General features: G+C 68.7%; 33 protein-coding genes. 23 read left to right on the top strand and 10 right to left on the bottom strand.

Going from position 1 to position 26,215, the window contains the following annotated elements:
* Window positions 1–35: 35 nt before the first annotated feature.
* On the top strand, window positions 36–299 hold the full coding sequence (locus L3Q65_RS27515; RefSeq protein ID WP_237597041.1) for a Uma2 family endonuclease: 264 nt from the start codon (window positions 36–38) through the stop codon (window positions 297–299).
* Window positions 274–510, top strand: a complete 237-nt coding sequence (locus L3Q65_RS27510) for a Uma2 family endonuclease (protein WP_237597040.1) — start codon at window positions 274–276, stop codon at window positions 508–510. The genes L3Q65_RS27515 and L3Q65_RS27510 overlap by 26 nt, the downstream gene beginning before the upstream one ends.
* 5 nt (window positions 511–515) lie before the next feature.
* On the opposite strand, the gene L3Q65_RS27505 is transcribed toward L3Q65_RS27510, so the two are convergent.
* Window positions 516–1,106, bottom strand: a complete 591-nt coding sequence (locus L3Q65_RS27505) for a TetR/AcrR family transcriptional regulator (RefSeq protein ID WP_237597039.1) — start codon at window positions 1,104–1,106, stop codon at window positions 516–518.
* Between the two features lie 93 nt (window positions 1,107–1,199).
* Here L3Q65_RS27505 and L3Q65_RS27500 point away from each other — a divergent pair, with 93 nt between their 5' ends.
* From L3Q65_RS27500 to L3Q65_RS27490, 3 genes are read left to right on the top strand one after another with little or no spacing between them, the layout of a single operon-like run.
* Window positions 1,200–1,595 (top strand): nuclear transport factor 2 family protein, encoded by a 396-nt coding sequence (locus L3Q65_RS27500; RefSeq protein WP_237597038.1) that lies wholly within the window; start codon window positions 1,200–1,202, stop codon window positions 1,593–1,595.
* On the top strand, window positions 1,588–2,394 hold the full coding sequence (locus L3Q65_RS27495; RefSeq protein WP_237597037.1) for an ergot alkaloid biosynthesis protein: 807 nt from the start codon (window positions 1,588–1,590) through the stop codon (window positions 2,392–2,394). The genes L3Q65_RS27500 and L3Q65_RS27495 overlap by 8 nt, the downstream gene beginning before the upstream one ends.
* Window positions 2,391–3,581 (top strand): S9 family peptidase, encoded by a 1,191-nt coding sequence (locus tag L3Q65_RS27490; protein ID WP_237597036.1) that lies wholly within the window; start codon window positions 2,391–2,393, stop codon window positions 3,579–3,581. Before L3Q65_RS27495 ends, L3Q65_RS27490 begins: the two co-directional genes overlap by 4 nt.
* Window positions 3,582–3,623: 42 nt before the next feature.
* Here the strand turns inward: L3Q65_RS27490 and L3Q65_RS27485 are convergent, their stop codons facing one another.
* Window positions 3,624–4,253, bottom strand: a complete 630-nt coding sequence (locus L3Q65_RS27485) for a LysE family translocator (RefSeq protein WP_182890988.1) — start codon at window positions 4,251–4,253, stop codon at window positions 3,624–3,626.
* A 122-nt stretch (window positions 4,254–4,375) separates the two neighbouring features.
* On the opposite strand from L3Q65_RS27485, the gene L3Q65_RS27480 reads away from it, so the two are divergent.
* From L3Q65_RS27480 to L3Q65_RS27465, 4 genes are all read left to right on the top strand, one after another.
* Window positions 4,376–4,924 (top strand): hypothetical protein, encoded by a 549-nt coding sequence (locus tag L3Q65_RS27480; protein ID WP_182890989.1) that lies wholly within the window; start codon window positions 4,376–4,378, stop codon window positions 4,922–4,924.
* Window positions 4,925–4,990: 66 nt separating this feature from the next.
* Window positions 4,991–5,524, top strand: a complete 534-nt coding sequence (locus tag L3Q65_RS27475; protein WP_182890990.1) for a hypothetical protein — start codon at window positions 4,991–4,993, stop codon at window positions 5,522–5,524.
* 3 nt (window positions 5,525–5,527) lie between these two features.
* Window positions 5,528–5,845, top strand: coding sequence for a DUF6191 domain-containing protein (locus L3Q65_RS27470; RefSeq protein WP_312872097.1), 318 nt, complete (start codon window positions 5,528–5,530; stop codon window positions 5,843–5,845).
* Window positions 5,846–5,937: 92 nt separating this feature from the next.
* Window positions 5,938–7,917, top strand: coding sequence for a protein meaA (locus L3Q65_RS27465; protein ID WP_220507199.1), 1,980 nt, complete (start codon window positions 5,938–5,940; stop codon window positions 7,915–7,917).
* 327 nt (window positions 7,918–8,244) lie between these two features.
* Here the strand turns inward: L3Q65_RS27465 and L3Q65_RS27460 are convergent, their stop codons facing one another.
* Window positions 8,245–8,802 carry a cysteine hydrolase family protein gene (locus tag L3Q65_RS27460; protein WP_182890992.1) on the bottom strand — a complete coding sequence of 186 codons (558 nt, stop codon included), beginning with the start codon at window positions 8,800–8,802 and terminating at the stop codon, window positions 8,245–8,247.
* Window positions 8,803–8,872: 70 nt separating this feature from the next.
* Here L3Q65_RS27460 and L3Q65_RS27455 point away from each other — a divergent pair, with 70 nt between their 5' ends.
* Both L3Q65_RS27455 and L3Q65_RS27450 read left to right on the top strand, forming a co-directional pair.
* Window positions 8,873–9,871 carry a GlxA family transcriptional regulator gene (locus tag L3Q65_RS27455; protein ID WP_237597035.1) on the top strand — a complete coding sequence of 333 codons (999 nt, stop codon included), beginning with the start codon at window positions 8,873–8,875 and terminating at the stop codon, window positions 9,869–9,871.
* Window positions 9,844–10,617, top strand: coding sequence for an enoyl-CoA hydratase-related protein (locus L3Q65_RS27450; RefSeq protein ID WP_182890994.1), 774 nt, complete (start codon window positions 9,844–9,846; stop codon window positions 10,615–10,617). The genes L3Q65_RS27455 and L3Q65_RS27450 overlap by 28 nt, the downstream gene beginning before the upstream one ends.
* A 115-nt stretch (window positions 10,618–10,732) precedes the next feature.
* Here the strand turns inward: L3Q65_RS27450 and L3Q65_RS27445 are convergent, their stop codons facing one another.
* Window positions 10,733–11,272, bottom strand: a complete 540-nt coding sequence (locus L3Q65_RS27445) for an NUDIX hydrolase (protein WP_182890995.1) — start codon at window positions 11,270–11,272, stop codon at window positions 10,733–10,735.
* A gap of 93 nt (window positions 11,273–11,365) precedes the next feature.
* Between L3Q65_RS27445 and nucS the strand changes: the two genes are divergently transcribed.
* Entirely contained in the window at window positions 11,366–12,025 is a 660-nt protein-coding gene (gene nucS / locus L3Q65_RS27440) for an endonuclease NucS (RefSeq protein ID WP_101438079.1), read from the top strand.
* A 12-nt stretch (window positions 12,026–12,037) separates the two neighbouring features.
* Here the strand turns inward: nucS and L3Q65_RS27435 are convergent, their stop codons facing one another.
* Window positions 12,038–12,622 (bottom strand): flavodoxin family protein, encoded by a 585-nt coding sequence (locus tag L3Q65_RS27435; protein ID WP_182891530.1) that lies wholly within the window; start codon window positions 12,620–12,622, stop codon window positions 12,038–12,040.
* Between the two features lie 89 nt (window positions 12,623–12,711).
* Between L3Q65_RS27435 and L3Q65_RS27430 the strand changes: the two genes are divergently transcribed.
* Window positions 12,712–13,434, top strand: a complete 723-nt coding sequence (locus L3Q65_RS27430; protein ID WP_182890996.1) for a TetR/AcrR family transcriptional regulator — start codon at window positions 12,712–12,714, stop codon at window positions 13,432–13,434.
* Here the strand turns inward: L3Q65_RS27430 and L3Q65_RS27425 are convergent.
* Window positions 13,423–13,851: a hypothetical protein gene (locus L3Q65_RS27425; protein WP_182890997.1), complete on the bottom strand. Its 429-nt coding sequence runs from the start codon at window positions 13,849–13,851 to the stop codon at window positions 13,423–13,425. The genes L3Q65_RS27430 and L3Q65_RS27425 overlap by 12 nt on opposite strands.
* A 285-nt stretch (window positions 13,852–14,136) precedes the next feature.
* On the opposite strand from L3Q65_RS27425, the gene L3Q65_RS27420 reads away from it, so the two are divergent.
* The 7 genes from L3Q65_RS27420 (at window position 14,137) to L3Q65_RS27390 (ending at window position 21,432) form a co-directional block, all read left to right on the top strand.
* The gene (locus L3Q65_RS27420; RefSeq protein WP_182890998.1) at window positions 14,137–15,834 is read left to right on the top strand and encodes a sodium:solute symporter family protein; all 1,698 of its coding nucleotides are present in this window, start codon (window positions 14,137–14,139) and stop codon (window positions 15,832–15,834) included.
* Between the two features lie 10 nt (window positions 15,835–15,844).
* Entirely contained in the window at window positions 15,845–16,120 is a 276-nt protein-coding gene (locus L3Q65_RS27415) for a hypothetical protein (protein WP_037815322.1), read from the top strand.
* Window positions 16,121–16,167: 47 nt separating this feature from the next.
* Window positions 16,168–17,163: a DUF3558 domain-containing protein gene (locus L3Q65_RS27410; RefSeq protein ID WP_237597034.1), complete on the top strand. Its 996-nt coding sequence runs from the start codon at window positions 16,168–16,170 to the stop codon at window positions 17,161–17,163.
* Between the two features lie 79 nt (window positions 17,164–17,242).
* The gene (dhaK, locus tag L3Q65_RS27405; RefSeq protein ID WP_237597033.1) at window positions 17,243–18,244 is read left to right on the top strand and encodes a dihydroxyacetone kinase subunit DhaK; all 1,002 of its coding nucleotides are present in this window, start codon (window positions 17,243–17,245) and stop codon (window positions 18,242–18,244) included.
* Window positions 18,244–18,867: a dihydroxyacetone kinase subunit DhaL gene (gene dhaL / locus L3Q65_RS27400; RefSeq protein ID WP_182891000.1), complete on the top strand. Its 624-nt coding sequence runs from the start codon at window positions 18,244–18,246 to the stop codon at window positions 18,865–18,867. Before dhaK ends, dhaL begins: the two co-directional genes overlap by 1 nt.
* A complete protein-coding gene (gene dhaM / locus L3Q65_RS27395) occupies window positions 18,864–19,550 on the top strand; it encodes a dihydroxyacetone kinase phosphoryl donor subunit DhaM (protein WP_182891001.1) in 687 nt (228 codons plus the stop codon). Before dhaL ends, dhaM begins: the two co-directional genes overlap by 4 nt.
* 115 nt (window positions 19,551–19,665) lie before the next feature.
* Entirely contained in the window at window positions 19,666–21,432 is a 1,767-nt protein-coding gene (locus L3Q65_RS27390) for a 3-hydroxyacyl-CoA dehydrogenase family protein (protein WP_182891002.1), read from the top strand.
* Here the strand turns inward: L3Q65_RS27390 and L3Q65_RS27385 are convergent.
* Together L3Q65_RS27385 and L3Q65_RS27380 are read right to left on the bottom strand one after the other, a co-directional pair.
* Window positions 21,426–21,860, bottom strand: a complete 435-nt coding sequence (locus L3Q65_RS27385; RefSeq protein ID WP_182891003.1) for a GNAT family N-acetyltransferase — start codon at window positions 21,858–21,860, stop codon at window positions 21,426–21,428. The two genes, L3Q65_RS27390 and L3Q65_RS27385, sit on opposite strands and share 7 nt — an antisense overlap.
* Before the next feature lie 18 nt (window positions 21,861–21,878).
* The gene (locus L3Q65_RS27380; protein ID WP_037815315.1) at window positions 21,879–22,394 is read right to left on the bottom strand and encodes an Lrp/AsnC family transcriptional regulator; all 516 of its coding nucleotides are present in this window, start codon (window positions 22,392–22,394) and stop codon (window positions 21,879–21,881) included.
* 59 nt (window positions 22,395–22,453) lie between these two features.
* On the opposite strand from L3Q65_RS27380, the gene L3Q65_RS27375 reads away from it, so the two are divergent.
* Window positions 22,454–23,566 (top strand): PLP-dependent aspartate aminotransferase family protein, encoded by a 1,113-nt coding sequence (locus tag L3Q65_RS27375; protein ID WP_237597032.1) that lies wholly within the window; start codon window positions 22,454–22,456, stop codon window positions 23,564–23,566.
* A gap of 55 nt (window positions 23,567–23,621) precedes the next feature.
* Here L3Q65_RS27375 and L3Q65_RS27370 read toward each other — a convergent pair whose 3' ends face one another.
* A complete protein-coding gene (locus L3Q65_RS27370) occupies window positions 23,622–23,825 on the bottom strand; it encodes a zinc ribbon domain-containing protein (RefSeq protein WP_078870550.1) in 204 nt (67 codons plus the stop codon).
* Between the two features lie 45 nt (window positions 23,826–23,870).
* Between L3Q65_RS27370 and L3Q65_RS27365 the strand changes: the two genes are divergently transcribed.
* Complete coding sequence (locus L3Q65_RS27365; protein WP_182891005.1) at window positions 23,871–24,995, top strand: alkaline phosphatase family protein; 1,125 nt, start codon at window positions 23,871–23,873, stop codon at window positions 24,993–24,995.
* A gap of 376 nt (window positions 24,996–25,371) precedes the next feature.
* Entirely contained in the window at window positions 25,372–25,677 is a 306-nt protein-coding gene (locus tag L3Q65_RS27360) for a hypothetical protein (protein ID WP_237597031.1), read from the top strand.
* A 10-nt stretch (window positions 25,678–25,687) separates the two neighbouring features.
* Here L3Q65_RS27360 and L3Q65_RS27355 read toward each other — a convergent pair whose 3' ends face one another.
* Complete coding sequence (locus L3Q65_RS27355; RefSeq protein ID WP_237597030.1) at window positions 25,688–26,182, bottom strand: CGNR zinc finger domain-containing protein; 495 nt, start codon at window positions 26,180–26,182, stop codon at window positions 25,688–25,690.
* Window positions 26,183–26,215 lie beyond the last annotated feature (33 nt).

The following is a 26,215-nucleotide window of genomic DNA, read 5'->3' as shown; positions in this document are numbered from 1 at the left end:
TGCCCTGGGTCTGCCAGTGAGGAACGGGGTTGGAGATGACTGCGCTGCCCGACTGGATGGTGCTTCCGCCCGGAGGCCTGACCGTGGCCGATTACGAGGCACTCGACGAAGAGATCTGCCGTACCGTCGAAATTGTCGACGGAGCAATAGTCGTGAACCCGGCCCCTCGCCGCATGCATCAGAGAATCATTCGGCGGCTGTCTGACGAACTCGAAACCGCCTGCGGCAGCGATCTCGCCGTCGAGTTCGATGTCGACCTCCGGCGTCGAGGTAATGTCGCCAGGATCGATCACTGTTGATCAGATCGACAAACCCGCTGAGTACGCGGCCGCCGGAATTCCGCAGTTCTGGCGGATCGAGAACACCACCGACGAGGTCGGCGGGCTCACGGTCTTCTGCTACCGGCTCGACGCCACCACCCGCTCGTACGTTCCGACCGGCGCGCACCAGGGCACTTTCCAGGTCGCCGCTCCGGTCGAGGTGTCCCTGGAACTGAAAACCCTCCGGTAAGCCGGTTACGCGCTTAACGCGCGCACCACCAAATCCGTCACCTGATCCAAATACCCTTCCTCGGCCGGAACCCCGCGCACGATCAACCGCCAGTAAACAATCCCCGCCCCCATGTCCAGGGCCAGTTCGAGATCCGTATCCGCCGGGATCTCCCCGCGCTCGATCGCCCTGGTGAACACCGCCCGGTTGATCGCCCGCCGCGGTCCGCCGATGGTCTCGCGGGCGAACTCGGCCATTTCCGGGTTTCGGCGGGCCTCCGCGATCAACCCGGGGAAGATCCGCGAAAACCGCGGATGCGTGATCCATTCGTAGAGCGCTTCCAGCGTCGCCCGGATATCGCCGCGCAGGCTGCCGGTGTCCGGGTCCGCCGCGCGGGCCAGGCTGAACTCCGCGATGACCGCGCCGATCATTTCGTCCTTCGACGGCCAGCGCCGGTATAGCGCGCTCTTCCCGACCCCCGCGCGTTTCGCGACCGCTTCCATCGACAGCCTGCCGAAGCCGACTTCGGCGAGTTCGTCGATCACGGCTTCGGTGATGGCGTGCGTGACCTCGGGCTGCAGAACGGCAGCCCCGGTCGGGGTCCGGCGGGTCGTCATGCCGGTGAGCATAGCGTGTGGACGAGACGGTCCCGTCCCGTGTACGTTGACGACGAGACGGTACCGTCTCGTCCGATCCTGAGGAGGGGCTCGATGACACTCATCGATCACGCGCTCGACCTGCTGGTCCAGCACGACATGGCCGGATTCCTGCAGTTGTTCGCCGAGGACGCCGTGACCGAGTTCCCGTTCGCCGCGCCCGGGCGGCCCGAGCGCGTGGAAGGCCGCGCGGCCCTGGCCGAGTACCTGAGCGACTATCCGAACCTGCTCGACCACCGCGAGGTCGTCGCGAAAACCGTGCACCAGACGACCGACCCGGAGGTCTCGATCGCGGAGTTCGAACTGGCCGGCATCGCGGTCGCCACCCAGAAGCCGTACCGCCTGCGCTACGTCGCGGTTTTGACTGTCCGCGACGGCCTGATCCGCCGCTACCGCGACTACTGGAGCCCGCTCGCCGTTACCGAGGTGCTCGGGGTGCCGGGTGTCTGACGTCCTCGTGCTCGGTTCGACCGGCACCACTGGCAGTCGCGTCGTGCGCGGGCTCGAAGCCGCCGGTGTACGACCGCGCGCGGCGACCCGGAATCCCGTTGAGGCAGGCCAGATCCGGTTCGACTGGGACGAGCCGGCGACGTACGGTCCGGCGCTGGACGGGGTCTCGGCGGTCTACCTGATCGCCCCGGTCGGGACTGAGCCGCAGCCGCTGGTCGAGGCGTTTCTCAAGCACGCGCCGGACGCACGCGTGGTCCTGCTCAGTTCGTCCGCCGTGGACGAGCACACCCCGGTGGTGGGCGGTCTGCCCGGCCTGGTCCGCCGTCAGCCGGGCTGGGCGGTGTTGCGGCCGTCGTGGTTCATGCAGAACTTCACCGCCGGGCACCTCGTCGGCGAAAGCGCCCGCGCGGGCCGGATCGTGACCGCGACCGGCGACGCCCGGGTGGCGTTCGTCGACGCGGGCGACATCGCCGCGGTCGCTGTCCGTGCGCTGCTCGATCCGGAACCGCACAACACCGACCACCTCATCACCGGTCCGCGCGCGCTCAGTTACGCCGAGGCGGCCGAGATCGTCGGGAAACGGCTCGGCCATCCGGTCGTGCACGCCTCGGTTTCGCTTTACGAGTACCAGCAATTCCTGGTCCGCGACGGCCTCCCCGAGTCGTACGCCGAAATGCTCGCCTTGCTGGACGAGGCGATCCGCGGCGGTGCCGAGGACCGCGTGACCGACACCGTCGAGCGGGTCACCGGGCGACCCGCCCGTGACTTCCGCACCTTCGCGAAAGAGGAGATCCGATGAAGCCGCTGCTGTTCGAAGACGACCCGCAGTTCTGGTTCGAAACCCTGATCGCGCTTGGCGAGATCGCATACGGGGGCGCGGATTTCGGCGAGATCGTCGCGACCGCGTCGAACATCAAATCCGGTGACTACGACAGCTGGCACGACGCGTGGCTCGCCACCGCCGAGCGGCTCTACGCCGAGGCCGCCACCATGCATCCGATCAGCGCGCGCGACGCGTACCTGCGCGCCTCGACGTACTATCGCCGCGCCGAGTTCTTCTTGCACGGCAACCCGGAAGACCCGCGAATCAACTACGCCTACGAGCGCAACGTCGAGTGCTTCCAGCGCGCGGTGGAGACGCTCGACCACGTCGAACGGATCGAAATCCCCTACGACGGCCACGTCTTGCGCGGCTACTTCTACCGCGCTCCCGGCGACGGTCCGAAGCCGCTTCTGGTGGTGCACAACGGTTTTGACGGCAGCGCCGAGGACCTGCACTTCATGGGCGCGACAGCGGGCCAGGAACGCGGCTACCACGTGCTGACCTTCGACGGCCCCGGCCAGCCCAGCGCCGTCCACCGCGACGGAATGCTGTTCCGCCCGGACTGGGAGCACGTCGTCGGCCAGGTGCTCGACTACGCCCTCGCGCTCCCCGGCGTGCTCCCGGAGAAGGTCGCCCTGATCGGCTGGAGCCTCGGCGGGATGCTCGCGCCGCGCGCCGCCGCGTTCGAACCGCGGCTGTCGGCCGTCGTCGCGGTGGACGGGCTCTTCGACGCCGGTGCGGCTTTCGTGCAGCAACTCCCGTGGGACCGCGACGAGATCGTCCGCCGCGCGAACGCACCGGAGGACCCTGAACTGGATGCCTTTCTAGCCGCTGCGAAGGAGCAGAGCCCGACCGTCCGCTGGGCATTGGGCCACGGCCGCTACGTGATGGGCGGCGCGTCCGATCGCGAGTTCCTGGCGAAGTATCTCGAATACCACCTCTTCGACGGCGTGGCCGAGCGCATCACGTGCCCGGCGCTGATCTGCGACGCGCCGGAGGACCTGTTCTTCACCGGCCAGCCGCAGCAGCTGTACGACCGGATCAGCGGCCCGAAGAAGCTGCTGAACTTCACCGCGGATGAGGGCGCGGACGCGCACTGCCACGTCGGCGCGATGCGGCTCGCGAGCGGCCGGATCTACGACTGGCTGGACGACGTGCTGTGAGGCCTCGTGAGTGTTAGTTCCGGTTCTGACCGGCGTGAACACTCACGAGGATTCCAGGGCCAGTGCCGCGCCGAACCCGACCAGCGCGGTGCCGGTCACCCCGTCCAGCGCGCGGCGGACCTTGCGGCGGCTGAGCCACGCGCGGACCCGGTGCACGAAGAACAGCAGGACCAGCAGCCAGATCGTGCCCAGCACGGCGACCGTGTACGCGAGCACCAGCGCGTCCCAGGTCGTCGTGCGCACCGGGTCGAGGAACTGCGGCAGCACCGACAGGTAGAGCACCAGCACCTTGGGGTTCGTGATGTTCGAGAGGAACCCTTCGCGCCACCGCCGGAAGCCGCTGGTGCGCCTGCGCTGGGTGTCGGCGACCGCGTCGTAGTTGCCGCGCCACGCACCGCGCAGCGCCTGGAAGCCGAGGTACAGCAGGTACGCCGCGCCGAGCCACTTGAGCGTGAGGAACACCGGCTGCGAACGGGCGATGACGACGCCGAGCCCGAGCGCCGCCGCGGTGCCCTGGACCGCGTTGCCGGCGAAGATGCCCGCCGTGGCCAGCAAGCCGCCGCGCGCCCCGCCGGACAGCGCGTTCTTCAGCATCACCATCGTGTCCGGCCCCGGCGCGAGCACGATGAGGACCACGATCACCAGATAACTGCCGTATCCGCTCCACGTCACGTCTGACCACGGTAGATTCCGGATCGGCCGACGTCTCGCGGATTTCCGTCACAGTGCTTTCGGCCAGCGGGCAACCCGGGTGAACCGGACGGCGTGTTCTCTTCGGGAGCGAGGAGGGCGTCATGTATCCACTGGCCGAGGGCGAACAGCTGCTCTGGTCCGGGCGGCCGCAGCGGTACCCCCGCCGGTACGCGAACTATCACGGTTACGTCGTAGCGATCGTGGCCTTCGCGGCGCTTGCCGCGATCGGCGTCGTCGGCACCGTGAAGTTCGGCGTGGAGATCGCTCTCTTCGCGCTGTGGCCGGGTTTCTTCGGCCTGGTGCTCGGGCTGGCCGTCGAACGGAACCGGCAGCGCAAGGTGCTGCTCGGGGTGCTGACCTACCTCGTCACGGATCGCAGGCTCGTCTTCGTCGCCGACCGTCCGAGCGGCGCCGAGTTCCGCTGGGTGTGGCTTCCCGACCTGGGCGAGCCGCGGGTTCGCGACCACGGGGACGGCACCGGCACCGTCGGCTTCGGGGCGTCCCTGCGCGACTGGCTGCGCGACCAGCAGTTCCGGGCGCAGTCGTCGCTCGCGACGATGGTGCCCGAACTGATCGCGATCGAGGATCCGGAGCACGTCGCCGAGCTGATCTCGCAGAACGCTCCGCGCTCGCCCTTGCCGCACCAATAATTCCGGCTGGCCGGGCAACCCGGGCGAACCGGACGGCGTGTTCTCTTCGGGAGCGAGGAGGGCGTCATGTATCCACTGGCCGAGGGCGAACAGCTGCTCTGGTCCGGGCGGCCGCAGCGGTATGTGCGGCGTTACCGCGATTACCACTACTACCTCACGGTGGGGATCCTGCTCCTCGTCGTCTCGGTGCTGATCGCGACCCTGAACCTGAGCTACTGGGTCATGGTCGGCTGGATCGCCGTGCTCAGCCTTGTTTTCAACGGCGGGATCGAGCGCAACCGCGAGCGTCGCGGCTTCATCGCCGTGACGACGTACCTGGTCACCGACCGCAGGTTGATCTTCGTGTCGGAATCGCCGCCCGGCGCCGAGTTCCGGTGGGTCCAGCTCGCCGACCTCCGCCCACCGCGAGTCCGCGACCACGGCGACGGTACCGGGACGATCGACTTCCATCCCACGGTCAGCGAGTGGCTGCGCGACCAGGGCTTCCGTTCGCGGCCCGCTTGGTACCCGATCCTGCCGGAGCTGATGGCCGTTCCGGACGCGGCGCACGTCGCCGACCTGATCTCCCGGAACGCTCCGCGCGCCCCGGTCGTTGGGTGAAGCATGCTGCTGACCTTGCTGGGTCTCTCGCTGCCGGTCGCCACCATCGCGCTGCTGATCGTCGGCGGGTGGGAGCTGCGGCGGAAGAAGAAACCGTCCCGGCTCAAGGCGCGGCTGTCTTCGACGTACCTCGACGAGGTCACCGCTTTCCTCTACGGCACCAAGCGCCATGAGCTCGACCACCGGGATTCGGCGGAGATGACCCTCGAGGAGGACGCGCAGGGAGCGCCTCCGCTGGGTACCGTCGACCTCGACCGCGGGGTAGTGGTCGTCCGGCCCGGCGCGTCACCCGGGCGTGGCCGAATCCACTCCGCCGATTAAGTTACCGGCGGGTACACTCGGGCGGTCGTCTCGGCGAAGAGAGGTGCACCGTGCCGTACCCCACCGACCACGAGCGCGACCGGCCCTGGGTGATGCGCACCTATGCGGGTCATTCGTCCGCCGCCGCGTCCAACGAGCTGTACCGGCGGAATCTCGCCAAGGGGCAGACCGGGCTGTCGGTCGCCTTCGATCTCCCGACGCAGACCGGTTACGACCCGGACCACGTGCTCGCGCGCGGCGAGGTCGGCAAGGTCGGTGTGCCGGTTTCGCACATCGGCGACATGCGGCAGCTGTTCGACGGCATCCCGCTCGCCGAGGCGAACACCTCGATGACGATCAACGCGCCCGCGATGTGGCTGCTCGCGCTGTACGTCTCGGTGGCCCGCGAACAGGCCGAGGCGCAGGGCCGCGACGTCGACGAGGTGCTGGCGAAGCTCACCGGCACCACGCAGAACGACATCATCAAGGAATACCTCTCCCGCGGCACCTACATCTTCCCGCCAGGGCCGAGCCTCCGGCTGATCACCGACATGATCGCGTGGACCGTGCACCACGTGCCGAAATGGAATCCGATCAACATCTGCAGCTACCACCTCCAGGAGGCGGGTGCGACGCCGACGCAGGAGGTCGCGTACGCGCTGTGCACCGCGATCGCCGTGCTGGACGCGGTGCGCGACTCCGGCCAGGTCGACCAGGCCGACATGGAGAAGGTCGTCGCGCGGATCTCGTTCTTCGTCAACGCGGGCGTCCGGTTCGTCGAAGAGATGTGCAAGATGCGCGCGTTCACGCAGCTGTGGGACGAGCTGACGCGCGAGCGCTACGGCGTCGAGAACCCGAAGGCGCGCCGGCTGCGGTACGGCGTGCAGGTGAACTCGCTCGGGCTGACCGAGGCGCAGCCGGAGAACAACGTCCAGCGGATCGTGCTGGAGATGCTGGCCGTGTCGCTGTCGCGGGGTTCGCGGGCGCGGGCGATTCAGCTGCCCGCGTGGAATGAGGCGCTGGGGCTGCCTCGGCCGTGGGACCAGCAGTGGGCGTTGCGCATGCAGCAGGTGCTCGCGTTCGAGACGGATTTGCTGGAGTACGAAGACATTTTCGACGGATCGCACGTGGTGCAGGCGAAGGTCGACGAGATCGTTTCCGGGGCGCGCGAGGAGATCGCGCGGGTACAGGATCTCGGCGGGGCGGTGGCCGCCGTCGAGAGCGGGTACATGAAGTCGCAGCTGGTTTCGTCGCTCGCGGAGTATCGGCGGGGAATGGAGAACGGCGAGCGGGTTCTCGTCGGGGTGAATAAATTCGAGACGACTGAGCCGTCGCCGTTGCAGGCTGAGGGCGCCAAGGCGATCGAGACTATTGATCCGGCGGTGGAGAAGGCCGCGGTCGCTGCGGTGGAGAAGTGGCGGGAAGAGCGGGATAACGCCGCTGTCGCCGCTTCTCTTGCCGCGTTGAAGGATGCGGCTGGCACTTCGGACAATCTGTTCGAGGCTACTTTGGAGTGTGCCCGGGCTGGGGTGACGACCGGGGAATGGTCGGGCGCTTTGCGGGAGGTGTTCGGGGAGTACCGGGCGCCTACCGGGGTTTCCGCTGCTTCGGCCGCCGGACAGGGGGATCCTGGGCTGGAGCGGGTTCGGGAGCTGGTTCGGCGCACCGAGTCCGAGATGGGGGAGCGGCTGCGGATCCTCGTCGGGAAGCCTGGGCTGGACGGGCATTCCAATGGCGCCGAGCAGGTGGCGGTGCGGGCTCGGGATGTCGGGTTCGAGGTTGTTTATCAGGGCATCCGGCTGACTCCGGACCAGATCGTCGCGGCCGCGGTGCAGGAAGGTGTGCACGTGGTCGGCCTGTCGGTGCTTTCCGGCTCGCATCTGGAGGTCGTGCCGTTGGTGGTCGACGGGCTGCGGGCGGCAGGGGCTGGAGATATTCCGGTTATTGTGGGCGGGATTATTCCGCCCGACGACGCCGCGCTGCTCACCGAACGCGGTATCGCGCGGGTGTTTACGCCCAAGGATTACGAATTGACCGACATTATGGCCGGGATTGTGGAATTGGTTCGGGAGCGGCACGGGCTGGGTGGTTAGCGGCTCGCCGCCTGGCGGCGACATTGCCGTGGGGGTTGCGTGGGGCACCCCGAAGCTTGATTGTGATGACGGTCTGAGGGTGCTTGTCAAGGCGGGAAAGATGCCTTGACAAGCACCCTCAGACCGCATTGTGGCTTCGTATCGGGGTGCGGGGGTGGTGTGGGTGCATCGATCGTTGAGTGCACTGGCTGCGGTTTCGCGAGTGGTGGGGTTTGCGCCCCAATGTGGCGTTGGGTGCGTCGCATGCACCGAACGCCACATTGGGGCGGCACCGGGCAGCGGGCGCGGGGCGGGTCGCGAGGGGATCAGGGTCGATCAGGGTTCCCCTCACGGCAAGCTGGCGAGGATTTCCTTGGTGCTTTTCACTGTGGCGAAGCCGCCGCCGTGGAGGTTTGCCGCGGTTGCTTTGGACAGTTCGTCCGCGGTCAGGGTGCTGCCGTCTGGGCCGGTCAGGTCGAAGGTGAAGGTGGCATCCAGAGCGAAAGTCACGTCGTAGCCCAGGTTTCCGCCCATGCGGGCGGTGGTTTCGCAGCAGAAGTTGGTTTGGATTCCGGCCAGTACGAAGCTGGTGATGTTTTTCCTGGTGAACCAAGCATCCAGGGCTACGTCGCCGAGGAAGGCCGAGTTCACTTTCTTGCCGAAGACCAGATCCGGGCGGGCGTCGGCCAGTTCCGGCTTGAAGTCGTTGCCTGGCTGGCCAGGGCGCAGGGGCGAATCTGGCTTGACGGAATCGTGGTGGACGAGGACTACGGGGTCTCGGCGGGTCTGCCAGGCATCCAGCAGCGCCTTGATATTCGCTTCCGCGCCGGGGTTGTTGCGCGGGCCCCAGAAGAGGGCGTCGTCGAAGCCTTGCTGGACGTCGATCAGCAGCAGTGCGGTGGTCATGACCCGATTCTGGCCGGGAAATCGTGCCGAGAGGAGTGGCAGAAGAGGCGCGATGCGGTACTTTTCTGCCATGCGCACGATTGGGGTGCTGCTCCTGCCCGGCAGCCGGATGTTCGATCTCGCGGTGATCGCGGAGGTGTGGGCTCAGGATCGCACCGACAGCGGCATCGGGCCGTTCGCCGTGCGCGTCTGCGCGTCTGGGCGAGGGCGTACGCAGGTGTCGCCGTTCGGTGAAGTCGTTGCGACGCATGGCCTTTCCGGGTTGGAAGGCTGCGATCTGGTCCTCGCGCCCGGTCGTGACAACCCGCTCGCTGAAGTCCCGGCTGCGGCGACGGCCGCGCTTCGGCGTGCTCACCGCTCGGGTGCGGTGGTCGCTGGACTCTGTTCCGGAGCCTTCACCCTCGCCGCTGCTGGGCTGCTCGACGGCCGTCCTGCCACCACGCACTGGCGTGACCTGGACGCGCTCGCGGCGGCCGCGCCGGCCGCCGATCTTCGTCGCGACGTGCTCTACACCGAGCAGGCCGGGGTGCTCACGTCAGCGGGTGTCGTTGGGGGCCTTGATCTTTGCCTGCATCTGGTGCGCCGTGATCATGGCGCGGACGTGGCGGCGCGGCTTGCTCGGCGTCTGGTGATGCCGCCGGTCCGGGAAGGCGGGCAGCGGCAGTACGCGGAGGCTCCGTTGCCTGCCAACGCTTCCCGGCCGGGGATCGCGTCCACAATGGACTGGGCGCTGACTCGGCTCGCGGACGAGATCGGGGTGCCGGATCTGGTCGAGCACGCGGGGATGAGCCCTCGGACTTTTCATCGCGAGTTCGCTGCCGCGACGGGGAGCACGCCTGGGCGGTGGCTGCTCGTGCAGCGGGTGCAGCACGCGCAGCGGCTGCTGGAGACCACGGATCTGCCGGTCGCCCGGGTGGCCGAGCGGGCGGGGCTCGGCAGCGCCGCGAACCTGCGGCGCCGGCTGCGGGCGGAGGTCGGGGTCGGGCCGGATTCGTATCGGCGCACTTTCCGCATCCCCGCTGCCGGGGTTACGGTCGGGGCATGGGCGAGTACGAGCACATCCTCGTGAAGCGGGACGGGGACACGGTCACCATCACGATGAACCGCGCGGCGCGGCGCAATTCGCTGTCCGCCGAACATCTCGGCGAACTGCTCGCCGCGTTCCGGGAGGCGGGCGAGTCCGACGCGACCGGCATCGTGCTGGCCGCCGCGGGGCCGGTGTTCTCCGCCGGACACGACTTCGGCGACGTCGCCTCCCGTGACCTCATGGGGGTGCGTGAGCTGCTCACCCTGTGCACGACGCTGATGCGGACGATGGAATCTGTCCCGCAGGTGGTGATCGCCCGGGTGCACGGCCTGGCGACGGCCGCGGGATGCCAGCTGGTGGCGTCGTGCGATCTGGCGGTCGCGGCGGAGTCCTCGGGATTCGCGCTGCCCGGCGGCAAGGGCGGCTGGTTCTGTCACACGCCCGCGGTGCCGGTGGCGCGCGCGATCGGCCGGAAACGCCTGATGGAACTGGCTTTGACCGGCGACGTGATCGACGCGGCGACGGCGCTGGACTGGGGCCTGGTCAACCGCGTAGTCCCGGACGATTCCCTGGACGAGGCGGTCGCCGACCTGCTCGGCCGCGCGACCCGCGGCAGCCGGGCCAGCAAGGCGATGGGGAAGCAGACCCTGTACGCGCAGCTGGACCGCCCGGAAGCGGACGCGTACGCGATCGCCGTCGAGGTGATGGCCTCGGCTTCGCAGCTGCCGGGAGCGCGTGAGGGGATGGCGGCGTTCTTGGAGAAGCGCAAGCCTGACTGGACGGATTGATCCTGCCGACAGACCCGGGCGCACGATGCGAAGGTCCGTGAAGGGCCCCCTTGAAGGAATCTAATTCCCTCAAGGGGCCCTTCACGGACCTTCGGCGGGGCAACCGCAGCGGAGGTCAGCGACGTTCGTGCAGCAGCAGCAACGTGTACGCCGCCACCGTCTGCGCGTCCGATATCTCGCCGGTGGAGATCATCTTCTCCACCTCCGTCCGGCTGAACCACGCCGTCCGCATGTCCTGTTCTTCCAGTTCCCGCTCCGGCACGCCTTCGGTGAGGCCGGTCGCGAGGTACACGTGCCCGCGCTGGCTGGCCAGCCCGGGCGCGACGTCCAGCATCCCCAGTTCCGTGAACGCCGACGCCCGCAATCCGGTCTCCTCCCGCAGTTCCCGCCGGGCCAGTTCGGCGGGCGGGGTCTCGGCGAGGTCGGGCGCGGTGCCCTGCGGGAATTCCCAGCGGCGCATCCCGAGCGGGTACCGGAACTGCTCGACCAGGTGCAGCCGGTCGCCGTCGAGGGGGATGACCAGCGCGTAGGTCGGTTTGTCGACGACGCCGTAGATGCCGTCGCTGCCGTCGGCGCGGCGGATGGCGTCCTCCCGCACCGTCATCCAGTTGTTCCGATACACCTCGCGGGTCGCGACACGCTGAATGGGGTCCACCTCGCCAGTATCGCCGAGCCTGTCCTACCCTCGGCGGGTGCGTCTCGTGCTCCCCTCCCAGCAAGCCAGCCCGCTCCGTGCGGGGCGGGTCCGATGAGGCTCGTCGTCGCCCGGTGCCAGGTCGACTACGTCGGCAGGTTGACCGCGCATCTCCCGATGGCCAACCGCGTCCTGATGGTGAAGGCCGACGGCTCGGTGCTCGTGCACTCCGACGGCGGCTCCTACAAGCCGCTGAACTGGATGTCGCCGCCGTGCTGGCTGATCGAGGACCCGGACGTCTGGACGGTCCAGAACAAGGCGGGCGAGAAACTCGTCATCACGATCGACGAGGTCATGCACGACCTGAAGCACGACCTCGGCGTCGACCCCGGCCTGCAGAAGGACGGCGTCGAAGCGCATTTGCAGGAACTGCTCGCCGAGCACATCAAAACCCTCGGCGACGGCTACACGCTGGTGCGCCGTGAATACCCGACCGCGATCGGCCCGGTCGACATCATGGCCCGCGACGCCGACGGCGGTTCGGTCGCGGTGGAGATCAAACGCCGCGGCGAGATCGACGGGGTCGAGCAGCTGACCCGGTACCTCGAACTCCTCAACCGCGACCCGCTGCTCGCCCCGGTGCAGGGCGTGTTCGCGGCGCAGGTGATCAAACCGCAGGCGCGCGTCCTCGCCGAGGACCGCGGGATCCGCTGCGTTGTCTTGGATTACGACGCGTTGCGCGGCACGGATTCGGACGAGTTCCGCCTGTTCTGAGTTTCTCCGGGGCTACGACGCGAGCGGCTGCTGATACCGCACAGCCTGCGTCGCGACCCTTGCTCCGAGGTGGCGCGCCGTGGCGAGGTCCGCGGCGTGGACGGCGTCCGGCCCCTGGTCGTTCCAGGTTTGCGCGCCCGCGCCGAGGTAGAACCCGAGCCGGTTGTCGTCGTGTTCGCTGCTGGTGGTGGTGTTCCAGCCGGGCATCAGGCCGAGGCTGACCCAGTGCATGCCGTGCTGCGCGGCGAGCAGGGCCAGGTACTGCAGGGTGTGCAGTTTGTCGCCGCTCATCGAGCCGGAGTTGGTGAACCCGGACGCGAGTTTGTCCAGCCAGCGCTGGGACATCCAGCGCTTCGAGGTCGCTTCGGCGAACACATGGAACGCCCCGGACGCCGAGCCCATGTAGGTCGGCGTGCCGAAGACGATCGCGTCGCTGGCGTCGAGGGTTTCCCATTTCGCGTCGGTCATTTCGGCGACGTCGACCAGGTCGGCGCGGGTGCCGGGCACCGACTCGGCACCGGCGGCGACGGCTTTCGCGATCTCGAGGGTGTGCCCGTAGCCGGAGAAGTAGGCGATGGCGACGTGAACAGAGGACATGAGTGGATCCTTTCGTTGTTGACGGTGATAACGCTATGACCGTGACGCTGTCAGTGTCAACGTCAACAGGATTCTGTTATCGTCGGCACATGGCATCGGACGACCAGCGCGAGCGCATCCTGAGCGAAGCGGTGAAATTGCTGGCCACGGCCGGGCCGTCGGGACTGTCCACCCGAGCGGTCGCGGCGGCGGCCGGAGTGCAAACACCGACGCTGTACCGCCTTTTCGCGGATAAGGACGGTCTGCTCGACGCCGTGGCCACCTTCGGTTTCGAGAGCTACCTCGCGGAGAAACGCGCCTTCGAACCCAGCGCGGACCCGGTCGACGACCTGCGCCGCGGCTGGGACGTGCACGTCGCGTTCGGGCTCGCCAACCCCGCTCTCTACCTGTTGATGTACGGAAACGTCCGGCCGGGCAGACAACCGGAGGCAGCCGCGGAAAACCGGGCCATCCTGCGCGGCATGCTCGAACGCGCCAACGCGCAAGGCCGGCTCCGCGTGTCGGTCGAGGAAGCCGCGGTGGCCATCGAGGCGTCCACGACCGGCGCGGTTCTGCTCCTGCTGGCCCAGCCGGAAGAAACGCGGGACATCGAGGTGATCCGGCCGTTGGGCGACCTGGTCCTCGACGCGCTGATCGACCAACCGACCCCCGAAAGTTCCCCGATCGCCGATCGCGCGCAGGCTCTGCTCGGGATCATCACCCCCACCGAGGACGCCGACCCGGTCACCGAAGCGGGCTTCAGCGTGTCCGAAGCCGGTCTGCTGCGCGAATGGCTCGCTCGCCTCAAGGAAGCCAGTGCGTCAGACCGTTGACCCGGCTCGTCGCTGAGCAGCCTTCGCCGCGAACCACGCCTTCGTTTCCGCGTGGAACAACGTCGTCACCACCATCGCGGCCAGCACCAGTCCCACCGCCGCGGCCACGCCGCCGCCCGCCAGATTGAGCAGCCCGGCGAGCGCGGATACCACCTCGAATGCCAGCAGCACCCACCGGCTCCAGCCGTAACCGAACAGGACGACGATCCCGGCCGCCACCAGCCCGGCGGCGAAGGCGTACGACAGGTACTCCAGCGAGTACAGAATCGAAAACGGCTCCTCGCCGCCGCGGCGCTGCTTCTCGATCTGCCGCCGGGCGAACACGCCGAACACGCCGTTCAGCAGCGCTTGCAGGATCACGAAGCCCAAGGCGGCACGGAGCCGTCCGGGCATGGGCAGCGCGGGGCCGGTCAGCACGGCGGAAGGTCCTTTCCGGGGTCGCCGAAGGTGCCGGGATCTTATGAGCCCGGCGGCGAGCGGCACCCCGGAACGGGTGAATCTGTCCCGTTGGTGAGGGGTTGGCGGGCGAAGCGACAGGACTCAACACCGGTGCTTCCGGGCACGCGGAATGCACAGGTCAGCGGCAGGTTGGTGAAAAACCGCGGTGTCGGGGTGCCTCTTCGGAATCCATGCAGTACTGTGCCGGTCTGACAGGAACGATGGTGTTTTCTGTGTGAGAATGTTTGATTCGGAGGTGGCAGGGTGCCGTTCCTCGCCGACGCGAACTTGCGGCTCGACGCGAGTCCGATCGACTACATCGAGTTGGCGTTCTATTTCGTCCTGGTGCTCGGTATCGGCGCTCTCGCCCGAAGGCAGGTGTCGAGCAGTCTCGACTTCCTGCTGTCGGGCCGGTCGCTGCCGGCGTGGGTCACCGGTCTGGCGTTCATTTCCGCGAACCTCGGCGCGGTCGAGGTCATGGGCATGTCCGCCAACGGCGTCCTCTACGGCCTGCCGACCGTCCATTACTTCTGGATCGGCGCCATCCCGGCGATGCTGTTCCTCGGCCTGGTGATGATGCCGTTCTACTACGGCTCCAAGGTCCGCAGCGTCCCCGAGTTCATGCGCCGCCGGTTCGGGCCGACGGCACATCTCGTCAACGGCATCAGCTTCGCCGCGGCGCAGATCCTCATCGCGGGCGCGAACCTGTTCCTGCTGGCCAGCGTCGTGAACCTGCTGCTGGGCTGGCCGCTGTGGGTGTCGATCGTCGTCGCGGCCGCCATCGTGCTCGGCTACACCGCGCTGGGCGGGCTGTCCGCCGCGATCTACAACGAGGTGCTGCAGTTCTTCGTGATCGTCGTGGCGCTGCTGCCGCTGACCATCGTCGGCCTGGTCAAGGTCGGCGGCTGGCAGGGCCTCGTCGACAAGATCACGCACAGCCCCGGCGGCACCGAACAACTGCACTCCTGGCCGGGCGACAACCTGACCGGCTTCGGCAACAACTTCCTGTCCGTCCTCGGCATCGTGTTCGGCCTCGGTTTCGTGCTGTCCTTCGGGTACTGGACGACGAACTTCGTCGAGGTGCAGCGCGCGATGGCGTCGAAGAGCATGTCGGCCGCGCGGCGCACGCCGATCATCGGCGCGTTCCCGAAGATGCTGGTGCCCTTCATCGTGATCATCCCCGGCATGATCGCCGGCGTCGTGGTGCCGGAGTACTTGCAGGACAAGGGACTTCTGCTCGCCGACAAACCGGCCACGAGCGGGGTCACCGCGAACAACGCGCTCCTGCTGCTGATGCGCGACCTGCTGCCCAACGGCATCCTCGGCATCGCGATCGCCGGTCTGCTCGCGTCGTTCATGGCGGGCATGGCGGCGAACCTCAGTTCGTTCAACACCGTCTTCACGTACGACATCTGGCAGACGTACGTGAAGAAGGACAAGCCGGACGGCTACTACCTGAACCTCGGCCGCAAGACCACCGTCGTCGCGACCGTGCTGGCCATCGGCACCGCGTTCGTCGCGTCGCAGTCCGCGAACATCCTGACCTACTTGCAGGACCTGTTCTCGTTCTTCAACGCGCCGCTGTTCGCCACGTTCATCCTCGGCATGTTCTGGAAGCGGATGACCGCGGCAGCCGGGTGGATCGGCCTGGTGGCGGGCACCGCGTCGGCCATCACGATCTGGGCGCTGTCGCAGCTGGACGTGCTGTCGCTCGCCGGGCAGGGCACCAGCTTCGTGGCCGCGGGCACCGCGTTCGTCGTCGACATCGTGGTGAGCATCGGGGTTTCGCTGGCCACCCAGCCGAAGCCGGACGCGCAACTGGTCGGCCTGGTCTACTCGCTCACGCCGCGCGACGCGCTCAAGCACGACAACACCGGCGAGAACGCGGGCTGGTACCGCAAGCCGGGCCTGCTGGCAGGCATCGTCCTCGTGCTCACGATCGCTCTCAACATCATCTTCTGAGGAGGCCCGCATGACCGAGAAAACCTCGCGGCCGCACAAGGCGGGCGCCTTCGACATCCGGCTGATCATCGCGTTGCTGCTCGGCGTCTACGGCGTGATCCTCACGATCATGGGAGCCGGGTTCACCAGCGACGACGATCTGAAGAAGGCCGCGGATGTGAACATCAACCTCTGGTCGGGCATCGGCCTGCTGGTGGTGACGGCGATGTTCGTGCTGTGGGCGGTGCTGCGGCCGCTCGTGGTGCCGCCGAGCACCGAAACGACGGAAACCTCACCCGCCGAATAACCGGGTTGTGCGCGCGTCCGGCGACCTCGCCCGCTAGGTTGCCGGACGTGGTGCACGATCTCCGGTTCGGCCGGTTCCTGAAGTTGTCCGCCCTGGCCGCGGCGGGTGTGGTCGCGATGTCCGCGTGCGGCGGCCCGAATCTGGGCAAGGAGAACTTCGCGCGCACGACCGTCCCCGCCGCCGGGGACAGCGCCGCGACGTCCGGCCCGATCACCGATCCCGCGGTCGCCCCCGCCGTGCTGCGCGACCTGCTGCCGTGCCAGTTCGTGGACAAGACCGCGATGAGCCCGCTCGGCACGATGCAGGGCGAGGCGACCGCGTCGAGCACGCAGTTCGACTCCTGCGTCGCGAAGGCGACCGATCCCGGCGGCAAGGAAATCCGGGCGAGCGTCGACGTCGGCGGCCTCGTGACCTTCGCGTCGGACAAGACCACCGGCGCGGTCGGCGGACTCCCGCAGGTCGAGGTGCCCGATCTCGGCGGCGGCTCCGGCTGCGTGGTCAGCGCGCTCACCGCGCGGAACCCGGCCGTCGGCGTCTCCTTCCGGGTCGACTACACCGGCGGCGACGCCTGCGCCGCCGGCCGCAAACTCGTCGCGACGGCGGTCGAGAAACTGCACAACAACCCGCAGAAGTACACGCCCGGCCCGGGCACGCTGCTCGCCGTCGACCCGTGCACGGTGCTCGACCCGGCCGCCGTGGACGGGGTCGTGAAGGGCGGGAAGCCCCGGCCGTCCGGACTGCACTCGTGCGAATGGGGCCTCATCCCGAGCGTCCGGGTGACGATGTTCCCCGGCGTCGCGCCGTCCGAGGGCGACGGCTGGCTGAAGGCCGACGTCGGCACGCCGAGCCAGGCGTACGCGAAGCAGGGCAGCACCGGGTCGAGCTGCCAGGTCAAATGGCAGCACCGGCAGTGGAAGGAAGACCACGTCGAGGTTGTCCAGCTGGAGTACACGAACTCCGACGCGCAGGCGGACAAGGACGACCCGTGCGGCAAGACCGTCGGGCTGGCCAAGCAGCTGGCCGGGAAACTGCCCGCGGCGTGACCAGGGGGCGCTTTGCGGCGCGCCCGGCGACCTCATAGGTTGGGGTCCGTCCACGACGCCGAGGTGCCGGAGGTCCGCCATGAAGAAGATCATCAACGATCCGGCGGCCGTCGTCGCCGAATCGCTGAGAGGGCTCGCGGTCGCACACGCGGACCTGCTGCGGGTGCGCGACGATCCGGCGCTGGTCGTGCGCGCGGACGCGCCGGTGGCGGGCAAGGTCGCAGTGGTTTCCGGCGGCGGATCCGGGCACGAACCGCTGCACGGCGGGTTCGTCGGACCGGGGATGCTCGACGCCGCGGTGCCCGGTCCGGTGTTCACGTCGCCGACTCCGGACGCGGTGCAGGCGGCCCTCGCCGCCACGACCGGTCCGGCCGGGGCACTGCTGATCGTGAAGAACTACACCGGCGACGTGCTGAACTTCGAAACCGCCGCCGAACTGGCCGCGGCCGAGGACCTGGACGTGCGCAGCGTGGTCATCGACGACGACGTGGCGGTCAAGGACTCCACCTTCACCGCCGGGCGGCGCGGCGTCGGCGGCACCGTGCTGCTGGAGAAGATCACCGGCGCGGCGGCCGAGCGCGGCGATTCGCTGGACGCGGTGGAAGCGTTGGCGCGCAAGGTGATCGGGCAGGTTCGCTCGATCGGGGTCGCGCTGTCCGCGCCGACCGTGCCGCACGTCGGCGAACCGAGCTTCGACCTCGGCGAGAACGAGATCGAGTTCGGCATCGGCATCCACGGCGAACCCGGCCGCGAGCGGATCCCGGCCGAACCGGCCGACGCGCTGGTCGCCCGGATGGTCGAGGCGGTGGTGTCCGACCTGCCGTTCTCCTCCGGAGACAAGGTGCTGCTGTTCACCAACTCGATGGGCGGCACGCCGCAGCTGGAGCTGTACCTCGCGCACGGCATCGCCGAGCGGCTGCTGGCCGAGCGCGGGATCCTGGTCGAGCGCAGGCTGGTCGGCCCGTACATCACGAGCTTGGAAATGCAGGGCATCAGCCTGACCCTGCTGAAATTGGACGACGAGCTTACGCAGCTGTGGGACGCGCCGGTGCGCACGCCCGCGCTGCGGTGGGGGATCTGATGGCCTGCACTGCCGAAGGGGTCGCGGCCGCGTTGCGCGCCGCCGCCGAAGTGATCGCCGAACACCGCACCGAGCTGGTGGACCTGGACCGCGCGATCGGCGACGCCGACCACGGCGAGAACATGAACCGGGGCTTCGCCGCGATCGTCTCCGCGTTGGAGACCGCGGTGCCGGAAACCCCGGCCGGGGTCGTGAAACTCGCTGCCACCACGCTGATTTCCAAGGTCGGCGGCGCGGCGGGACCGCTTTACGGCACGGCTTTCCTGCGTGCGTCGGCGAAGCTCGGCGACGCGTCCGAGATCGATGTGCCGTTGCTGCTCGACGCACTCCGGGCGGCACTGGAGGGCGTGCAGGCCCGGGGCAAGGCGGTTGGCGGCGACGCGACGATGGTCGACGCGTTGCTCCCGGCCATCTCCGCGGCCGAAGGGGCCGCGGACGGAACGATCGCGGACGTGCTCACCGCCGCGGCGGACGGAGCGGACCGCGGTGCGGAGTCCACTGTGGACTTGATTCCGCGCAAGGGCCGCGCCTCGTACCTCGGGGAACGCGCGGTCGGGCACATGGATCCGGGCGCCCGGTCGACGGCGCTGCTGCTGCGTGCGTTCGCGGAGGCGGCCCGGTGACCGTCGGAATCGTTCTTGTCTCGCACAGCGCGAAACTGGCCGAAGGCCTTGCCGAGCTGGCTGCCCAGATGGCCCCGGACGTCCGGATCGTCCCGGCGGGCGGGCTGCCCGACGGCGGCGGCATCGGCACCGACTACGACGAGGTCGTCGCGGCCACCCAGCGTGCGGATTCCGGCGACGGCGTGGTGTTGCTGTACGACCTCGGCAGCGCGCAGATGACGGCTGAGCTGGCGGTCGAATCGCTGGCCGATCCGTCCGCCGCGGTGGTGGTCGACGCGCCGCTGGTGGAAGGCGCGGTGGCCGCGGCCGTCGCGGCGCAGGGCGGCGCGAACGCCAAGGCGGTGGGCGAGGCCGCGGCGAGTGCCGGGGTCGCCCCCGACCTGGCCGCCGCGGAGCCCTCGGCCGCGGGCGAGGAAGGCGTGGTGGAGAAGGAATTCACGCTGACCAACGACGTCGGCCTGCACGCGCGCCCGGCCGCGGTCGTGGTGCGCAGCCTGGCCGAATTCGAGGCCGAGGTGTCGATCCGGCTTGGCGAGCAGGAGGCGGACGCGCACAGCGTGCTGGCACTGATGTCGCTCGGCGCGCGCCAGGGCGACCGGATCGTGGTGCGGGCTCGCGGGCTGCAGGCGGCGGAGGCGGTCGCGAAGGTGGCCGAGCTGGTGGAGTCGAACTTCGGGGAGTGACGCCGGTTTTCCGACCGGGTGACTTCGCCGGGACTGACTCGATTCCGATGTGCTTTCGAGGGTCTCGCGTGGCACAGTGAGCGGCAATTACCAGCGGGTAACCTCTGGAGGCCTGGTGGCACGGGAAATCTCGACGGTCGGTGTGGTCGGTCTTGGCACGATGGGCGCGGGCATCGCCGAGGTGCTCGCCCGCAGCGGGCTCGACGTGGTCGCGGTGGAACTCGACGAGGCCGGGGTCGAACGCGGCCTCAGCCACCTGCGGCATTCGACCGAACGGGCGCTCGCGGGCGGCAAGCTCGACGAGGCGGGCCGCGAGGCGCTGCTCGGCCGGATCCGCGCCACGACCTCGCTGACCGAACTGTCCGAAGTGGACTTGGTGATCGAGGCGATCCCGGAGAACCTCGCGGCGAAGGCCGAGGTTTTCACCCAGTTGGACCAGGTGACGCGGCCGGACGTGGTGTTCGCGTCCAATACGTCCTCGCTGTCGATCACCGAGATCGGCGTGCACACCGCGCGGCCGGGCAAGGTTGTCGGGATGCACTTTTTCAACCCGGCTCCGGTGCTGAAGCTGGTCGAGGTCGTGCGCACGGTGGTCACCGAGCCGGACGTGGTGTCCGACATCGTGGAATTCGCGCAGCGGCTGGGCAAATCGCCGGTGGTGATGGGCGACCGGGCCGGGTTCATCGCGAACGCGCTGCTGTTCGGGTATCTCAACCACGCGGTGCGGATGTACGAGCAGCGCTATGCCACCCGCGAAGATCTTGACGCCGCAATGCGTTTCGGCTGCGGCTACCCGATGGGCCCGCTCGCGCTGCTCGACCTGATCGGGCTGGACACCGCGTACGAAATCCTCGACACGATGTACCACCAATCCCGCAACCGGCTGCACGCGCCCGCGCCATTGCTGAAGCAGATGATCACCGCGGGGCAACTGGGTCGGAAGAGCGGACACGGTTTCTACACCTACGACGCGCCGGATTCGCCGGTGGTGGTGGATTCGGTCGCTGCGTCCGATGTGGACTCGTCGGTGGCTCGCGAAGTGCGGTCCGTTGGCGTGATCGGCACCGGGACAATGGCCACCGGCATCGCGGAAGTGTTCGCCAAGCGCGGTTTCGCCGTTGTGCTGCGGGCGCGGAGCATGGAGAAGGCCGAAGCATCGGTGGCGAAGGTGAAGAAGTCGCTCGACAAGGCCGTGGTGAAGGGCAAACTGTCCGAAGAGGACGCCGCGGCCGCGCTCGGGCGGATCCGGCCGGTGACGGAATTCGAGGAACTGGCCGACGTCGACCTGGTGGTCGAAGCCGTGGCCGAGGAGCTTTCCGTCAAGCAGGCGGTGTTTTCCGCTTTGGACGACGTCGTCCGGCCGGGCGCGGTGCTCGCGACCACGACGTCCTCGCTGCCGGTCATCGAATGCGCTGCGGCGACTTCGCGGCCCGGCGATGTGATCGGCCTGCACTTCTTCAATCCCGCGCCGGTGATGAAGCTGGTGGAAGTGGTGTCGACGATCGCGACCGCTCCCGACGTCACCGCGACCGCGACGGCCGTGTGCGCCGCGGTCGGCAAACACCCGGTGCATTGCGGCGACCGGGCCGGATTCATCGTGAACGCGTTGCTGTTCCCGTACCTCAACGACGCGGTGAAAATGCTGGAAGCGCATTACGCGTCGGCGGACGACATCGACACCGCGATGAAGGTCGGCTGCGGTCTGCCGATGGGGCCGTTCGAATTGCTGGACGTGGTCGGGCTGGACGTTTCGCTGGCGATCGAGCGGACGCTGTTCAACGAGTTCCGCGAAGAAGGCTTCGCGCCGGCACCGTTGCTGGAACACCTGGTGACGGCCGGACGATTGGGCCGCAAGACCGGCAAGGGCTTCAAGGACTACTGACGCTTGTACGTGTAGAGAATGAAACCGTCGTGGTATTTGCCCACGCGGTCGTAAAGCGCGCGTGCCGGGGCGTCTTCGAGCGTATTCCAGTACAGCGACGGGAAACCGTGCTCGTCGGCGTCGCGGGCAACCCACTCGATCAGCGCCGTCGCGACGCCCTTGCGCCGGACGTTCTCGTGCACGAACAGATCGGCGAGGTAGCACTTTCCGGAGTACCAAACGCTGGCGTGGAACAGATAATGTGCGATGCCGACCATCGTGCCGTCGAGCCGGGCGGCGATCCCGCGGATCCGGTCGTCGTCAAGCAGGCGGCGCCAGGTCCGGTCGTAGCTGTCGTCGGTGCGTCGGACGTCGAAGTAGGCGTCTTTGCCGCGAGCGAGGATTTCCCACTCGGCGCGGTCGGATTCGGTCAGGTCGCTGATCTCCACGGGTCTATCTTGCGCTGTTCACCGGTCGCGCCGCCGGATGCGCGCGCCCTGGGCCGGTTCGCCGTCCGGCGGCAGCAGCGGCCCGCCCTGCCACTGCTGGAACACGAGGTTCGTGTGCACGCGGGCGACCTCGTCGCGGGAGGTGAGTTCGTCCAGCACCAGCCGCTGCAACTCGGCGGCGGACGTGGTGGCGACGTGCGCGAGGAAGTCGTCTGGACCGGTCAGGTGGTAAACCGCGCGAATCTCCGGCAGTGCCAGCAGATGTTCCACGAACTGCTCGACCAGCGGCCGTCGATGCGGCCGGACCTGCACGAACAGGAACGCCTCCAGCGGACGCCCCACCTTCGCCGCGTCGACCTTGGCGTGCTGGCCGGTGATCACGCCGGTCTCCCGGAGTCGCGCCACCCGGTCGAGACAGGTCGACGGCGCGAGCCCGACCGCGGCCGCGAGCTCCTTGTTCGACGTCCGGGCATCGTTCTGCAACACGCGCAGAATCTCAAGATCAACCGGACTCAGTTCGACGGTCTCGCTCATCGCTGAATCTTATCCGAGATTGTTGCTTTGCCGCCGTTGTGTGTCCGAACGTGACTGCCATGACTTCCGCCTTGCGCACCCGAGCCGTCCACGCCGGTCGCGACGATCTCGCCGACCTCGGCCTGCACGCCGCCCCGCTCGACTTCTCCACGACCTACCCCGCGCGCGACAGCGCCGAGGAGGCCCGCCGGATCGACGAGTTCGCCGCGGGCGGGAACGTCACCGGCATCTACGGCCGGATCGGCAATCCGACCGTCGAACGGTTCGAACAGGCATTGGCGGAACTCGAAGGCTTCGACCACGCCGTGGCTTTCGCCAGCGGCATGGCGGCGGTCTCCGCTTGCCTGCTTTCCGCGGTATCGCAAGGAAAACGGCACATCGTCGGCGTCCGTCCGCTGTACGGCTGCACGGACCACCTGCTCACCACCGGCCTCCTGGGCACCGAAGTCACCTGGACCGCCCCTGAGGACGTCGCCGAGGCATTGCGCCCCGACACCGGCCTGGTCTTCGTGGAAACCCCCGCGAACCCGACCTTGAGCGAACTGGACATCGCCGCCCTGACGGAGGCTTGTGGCGACGTCCCGGTCCTGGTCGACAACACCTTCGCGACACCAGTCCTGCAACGCCCCGGCCGCCTTGGCGCTCGAATGGTGCTGCACAGCGCAACCAAGTTCCTGGGCGGCCACGGCGACGTCATGGGCGGCATCGTGGCCTGCGACGCCGAAGAAGCCGCGCGCCTGCGTTCCCTGCGCTTCGCTACCGGCGGCGTGCTGCACCCACTCGCCGGATACCTGCTCCTGCGCGGTCTCTCGACGCTCCCGCTGCGCGTGAAGGCCGCTTCGGAAACCGCCGCCGTTTTGGCCTCGCGGCTAGCTTCACACCCTTCGGTCAGCGCCGTGCACTACCCCAAACTGGGCGGGCCTTTGGTGGCCTTCGAGGTGACTGGCGACCCGCACGCAGTGATCGGCGCGGTCCGGCTGATCACGCCCGCGGTGAGCCTGGGCAGCGTCGACACGCTGATCCAGCACCCGGCCTCGCTGACGCACCGCATCGTCGCCGAGGACGACCGCACGGACTCGGGCATCACCCACGGCTTGCTGCGGCTTTCGGCTGGGCTGGAGGATGTCGAGGACTTGTGGCTTGATCTGGATCAGGCGCTGAAGTCCTGCTGATTGGTTGCGGGCAGCCGCCCGCCTGGCAGTGGCCCGGCCGCTTGCCTGGCGGGCGTCAGCTGCAGCAACCGCCCCCGCAACACCCTCCGCCAGCCGGCGCGGGAGCGGAGGCCGAACCGGTGAGCGCGACCGTCGTGAGCAGCTTGACCGTGTCCGTATGCCCCTCCGGGCACGGGGCGGGCGCGCTGGACTCGGCCATCGGGCGCTGGAGTTCGAACGTCTCGGTGCAGTCGCGGCAGCGGTAGGCGTAGGTGGGCATGCGTTGATTATCGCTGGCGCGCCGCGTTGGTGGGAAGCTGTCCGGGTGGATGTGCCCCAGTACGCGGATGTTCCGCACCTCGGCCAGGTCGTTCCCGCCCTGCTCGGCGCGCTGGGCGTGCCCGGCGAGGACGGCGGCCTGGCCTTGCCCGAAGCCCGCAGCGCCTGCGTTCTCCTCATCGACGGCCTCGGCTGGGAACTGCTGGCCCAGCACGCGGCCGACGCCCCGGTCCTCACCGAACTCGCCGGCAGCCCCCTGCGAGTCGGCTTCCCGTCGACCACCGCGGCTGGCGTCGCCGCGATCGGCACCGGTCTGGCGTCGGGCGAGCACGGCATGGTCGGCTACACCTTCGAGATCCCGGGAACCGGCGTCATGAACGCCCTGCGGTGGCGCTCCCACGACGACGGCAGCGACCTCCGGGGAGCTCTGCCGCCCCGCGACGTCCAACCTCTCCCGACGACCTTCGAACGCGCCGCCGCCGCGGGTATCGAAGCCGCAGTGGTGTCCTCAGCGCACTTCGCCAACACAGCCCTGACCCAAGCCACGCAAAGCGGCGCCCGCTACGCGGGCGTGCACGCACTGGGCGACCTCGCCGCGCGAACCTTGGACGTACTCTCCTCGCGCGCGTTTTGCTATGCCTACCACAGCGAATTGGACCTGCTAGGCCATCTTTACGGCCCCGGCTCGACCGCATGGCGAATGCAGCTCCGCCAGGTCGACCGGCTGGTGGAGTCCATTGTGGACGGGCTGCCCGCTGGTGCGGTCCTCGCGGTGGTGGCAGACCACGGAATGGTGGCCGTCGAGGAAAAACTGAACCTGGAAGACGCCCCGGAATTGCTGGCAGGAGTCCGCGCATTCGGCGGTGAAGTCCGCGCACGGCATGTCTACACCGAACCCGGCGCGACGGCGGACGTAGTGGCCGCGTGGCGCGAGGTCCTTGGCGAGCGAGCCTGGGTTCTGCCGCGCGAGGAAGCGATCGCGGCAGGCTGGTTCGGCGCCGCGGTGAGCGACCGGGTGCGCCCGAGGATCGGCGACGTCGTCGCCGCGGCGACGGGAACCTTCGGCATGGTCCGCGAACTCGCCGAGGCAGTGGAATCAAACCTGGTGGGCCAACACGGGTCGCTGACGTCGGCGGAACAGCTCGTCCCGCTGGCGATCGCCCGGGGCTGATCCGCTCGGACCGCTTGGTCCGGTTCGCCGGGATCGCAGAGCCGACTCGTTCAGGCGGCTGTCATCGGCGTGACGCGGGCTGGTTCGTCCGGCTGTCGCGCCGAGCCACCCAGCTCACGTGCGCCGCAGCGCAGGCGCCATTCGTTCGGGCCGGTGCGGCCCGCGTAGTCCGTGCGCACCGCGGTGGGCGACTGCTCGCTTCAGCAGTTCAGGCGTGATTCGTTCGAGGCAGTGCGGCCTCGCTGGTTCACGTGCGCCTCAGCGGGGGATTGCTCGTCGCCGCGGCACTCCACGCAACTCCGCGGGCTTCTTCCGTCCGAAGCAGTGCGATCCCACCGGCTGAGCCACCCCGCCGAGGTCCGGTTACCGTGGCTGCGTGCCCAGACGCAATCGACCCGGCCGAGGCCGTTCCGGTGCTGCCGAGCGGCCGGATGCCGGGACGGTCAGCGGCTGGGCCCGCAGCGAATCCGCGCCCGACGGCGACTGGCTGGTGCGCACCGTCCCCGGTTCGCAGGCTGCCAAGACCTACCGCTGTCCCGGGTGCGACCACGAGATCCGTCCGGGCGTCCCGCATCTGGTCGTGTGGCCCGCGGACGAGACCGGCGGCGTCGCGGACCGCAGGCATTGGCATCGGCCCTGCTGGGAGGCTCGGGCGCGGCGGCGGCCGAATCGGCGTTGGTGACGCGGAATCCTTACTGCGAAAGGGCTTCCTTCCGCCGCGCCCGGTGCCGTCGGACCGCGTCCCGGTTGACGCAGGCGTGGGTGCAGTAGCGCTGGGTCCCGCTGCGAGTGAAGTCGACGAACGCGCGGCGGCATTCCGGCGCGGCGCAACGGCCGAGGCGGTGCATGCTGGTCGAGGTCAGGTACTGCGCCGCCGCCACTGACGTGACCGCGCGCAGCACCGCGGGCAGGCGCATCCCGTCGTCTTGATAGTGCAGGTGCCAGCGGTAGCCGTCGTGCTCGGTGATTCTCGGGTAAGCCACGGCCTCGGCCAGCAGGGCGTTCAGCAGCCGGACCCGGTCCGTCTCGCTCGCGGCGTCGACGACCTCGGTCCACCGGTCCAGGAAAGCGCACACCTCGGGAAAATCCTCGTCCGCGGCCGGCGGGACCGGGCCCATCTCCGGTTCGTCCCAGCGTCCGACCAGGTCAGCGAGAGCCGCGGGACGGTCATTGGCGAGGCCGGTCACAAACTTGAGGAAACTCCGGTAGTAAGAGTTATG

This window comes from Amycolatopsis sp. FU40, from assembly GCF_021903635.1.
GTDB lineage: Bacteria > Actinomycetota > Actinomycetes > Mycobacteriales > Pseudonocardiaceae > Amycolatopsis > Amycolatopsis dendrobii.
Note: the sequence above shows the minus strand (reverse complement) of the source record. Positions and strands in the feature narration are given on the sequence as shown.

Bases quoted from the DNA above. Each gene is read 5' to 3' on its own strand.
- L3Q65_RS27370 (WP_078870550.1), bottom strand. From the start codon at position 23,825: ATGCCCACCTACGCCTACCGCTGCCGCGACTGCACCGAGACGTTCGAA.
- nucS (WP_101438079.1), top strand. From the start codon at position 11,366: ATGAGGCTCGTCGTCGCCCGGTGCCAGGTCGACTACGTCGGCAGGTTG.
- L3Q65_RS27450 (WP_182890994.1), top strand. From the start codon at position 9,844: ATGGGCGAGTACGAGCACATCCTCGTGAAGCGGGACGGGGACACGGTC.
- L3Q65_RS27490 (WP_237597036.1), top strand. From the start codon at position 2,391: ATGAAGCCGCTGCTGTTCGAAGACGACCCGCAGTTCTGGTTCGAAACC.
- dhaL (WP_182891000.1), top strand. From the start codon at position 18,244: ATGGCCTGCACTGCCGAAGGGGTCGCGGCCGCGTTGCGCGCCGCCGCC.
- L3Q65_RS27470 (WP_312872097.1), top strand. From the start codon at position 5,528: ATGCTGCTGACCTTGCTGGGTCTCTCGCTGCCGGTCGCCACCATCGCG.
- L3Q65_RS27435 (WP_182891530.1), bottom strand. From the start codon at position 12,622: ATGTCCTCTGTTCACGTCGCCATCGCCTACTTCTCCGGCTACGGGCAC.
- L3Q65_RS27480 (WP_182890989.1), top strand. From the start codon at position 4,376: ATGTATCCACTGGCCGAGGGCGAACAGCTGCTCTGGTCCGGGCGGCCG.
- L3Q65_RS27475 (WP_182890990.1), top strand. From the start codon at position 4,991: ATGTATCCACTGGCCGAGGGCGAACAGCTGCTCTGGTCCGGGCGGCCG.
- L3Q65_RS27430 (WP_182890996.1), top strand. From the start codon at position 12,712: ATGGCATCGGACGACCAGCGCGAGCGCATCCTGAGCGAAGCGGTGAAA.
- L3Q65_RS27375 (WP_237597032.1), top strand. From the start codon at position 22,454: ATGACTTCCGCCTTGCGCACCCGAGCCGTCCACGCCGGTCGCGACGAT.
- L3Q65_RS27515 (WP_237597041.1), top strand. From the start codon at position 36: ATGACTGCGCTGCCCGACTGGATGGTGCTTCCGCCCGGAGGCCTGACC.
- L3Q65_RS27465 (WP_220507199.1), top strand. From the start codon at position 5,938: ATGCGCACCTATGCGGGTCATTCGTCCGCCGCCGCGTCCAACGAGCTG.
- L3Q65_RS27380 (WP_037815315.1), bottom strand. From the start codon at position 22,394: ATGAGCGAGACCGTCGAACTGAGTCCGGTTGATCTTGAGATTCTGCGC.
- L3Q65_RS27415 (WP_037815322.1), top strand. From the start codon at position 15,845: ATGACCGAGAAAACCTCGCGGCCGCACAAGGCGGGCGCCTTCGACATC.
- L3Q65_RS27460 (WP_182890992.1), bottom strand. From the start codon at position 8,802: ATGACCACCGCACTGCTGCTGATCGACGTCCAGCAAGGCTTCGACGAC.
- dhaK (WP_237597033.1), top strand. From the start codon at position 17,243: ATGAAGAAGATCATCAACGATCCGGCGGCCGTCGTCGCCGAATCGCTG.
- L3Q65_RS27500 (WP_237597038.1), top strand. From the start codon at position 1,200: ATGACACTCATCGATCACGCGCTCGACCTGCTGGTCCAGCACGACATG.
- L3Q65_RS27455 (WP_237597035.1), top strand. From the start codon at position 8,873: ATGCGCACGATTGGGGTGCTGCTCCTGCCCGGCAGCCGGATGTTCGAT.
- L3Q65_RS27505 (WP_237597039.1), bottom strand. From the start codon at position 1,106: ATGACGACCCGCCGGACCCCGACCGGGGCTGCCGTTCTGCAGCCCGAG.
- L3Q65_RS27510 (WP_237597040.1), top strand. From the start codon at position 274: ATGTCGCCAGGATCGATCACTGTTGATCAGATCGACAAACCCGCTGAG.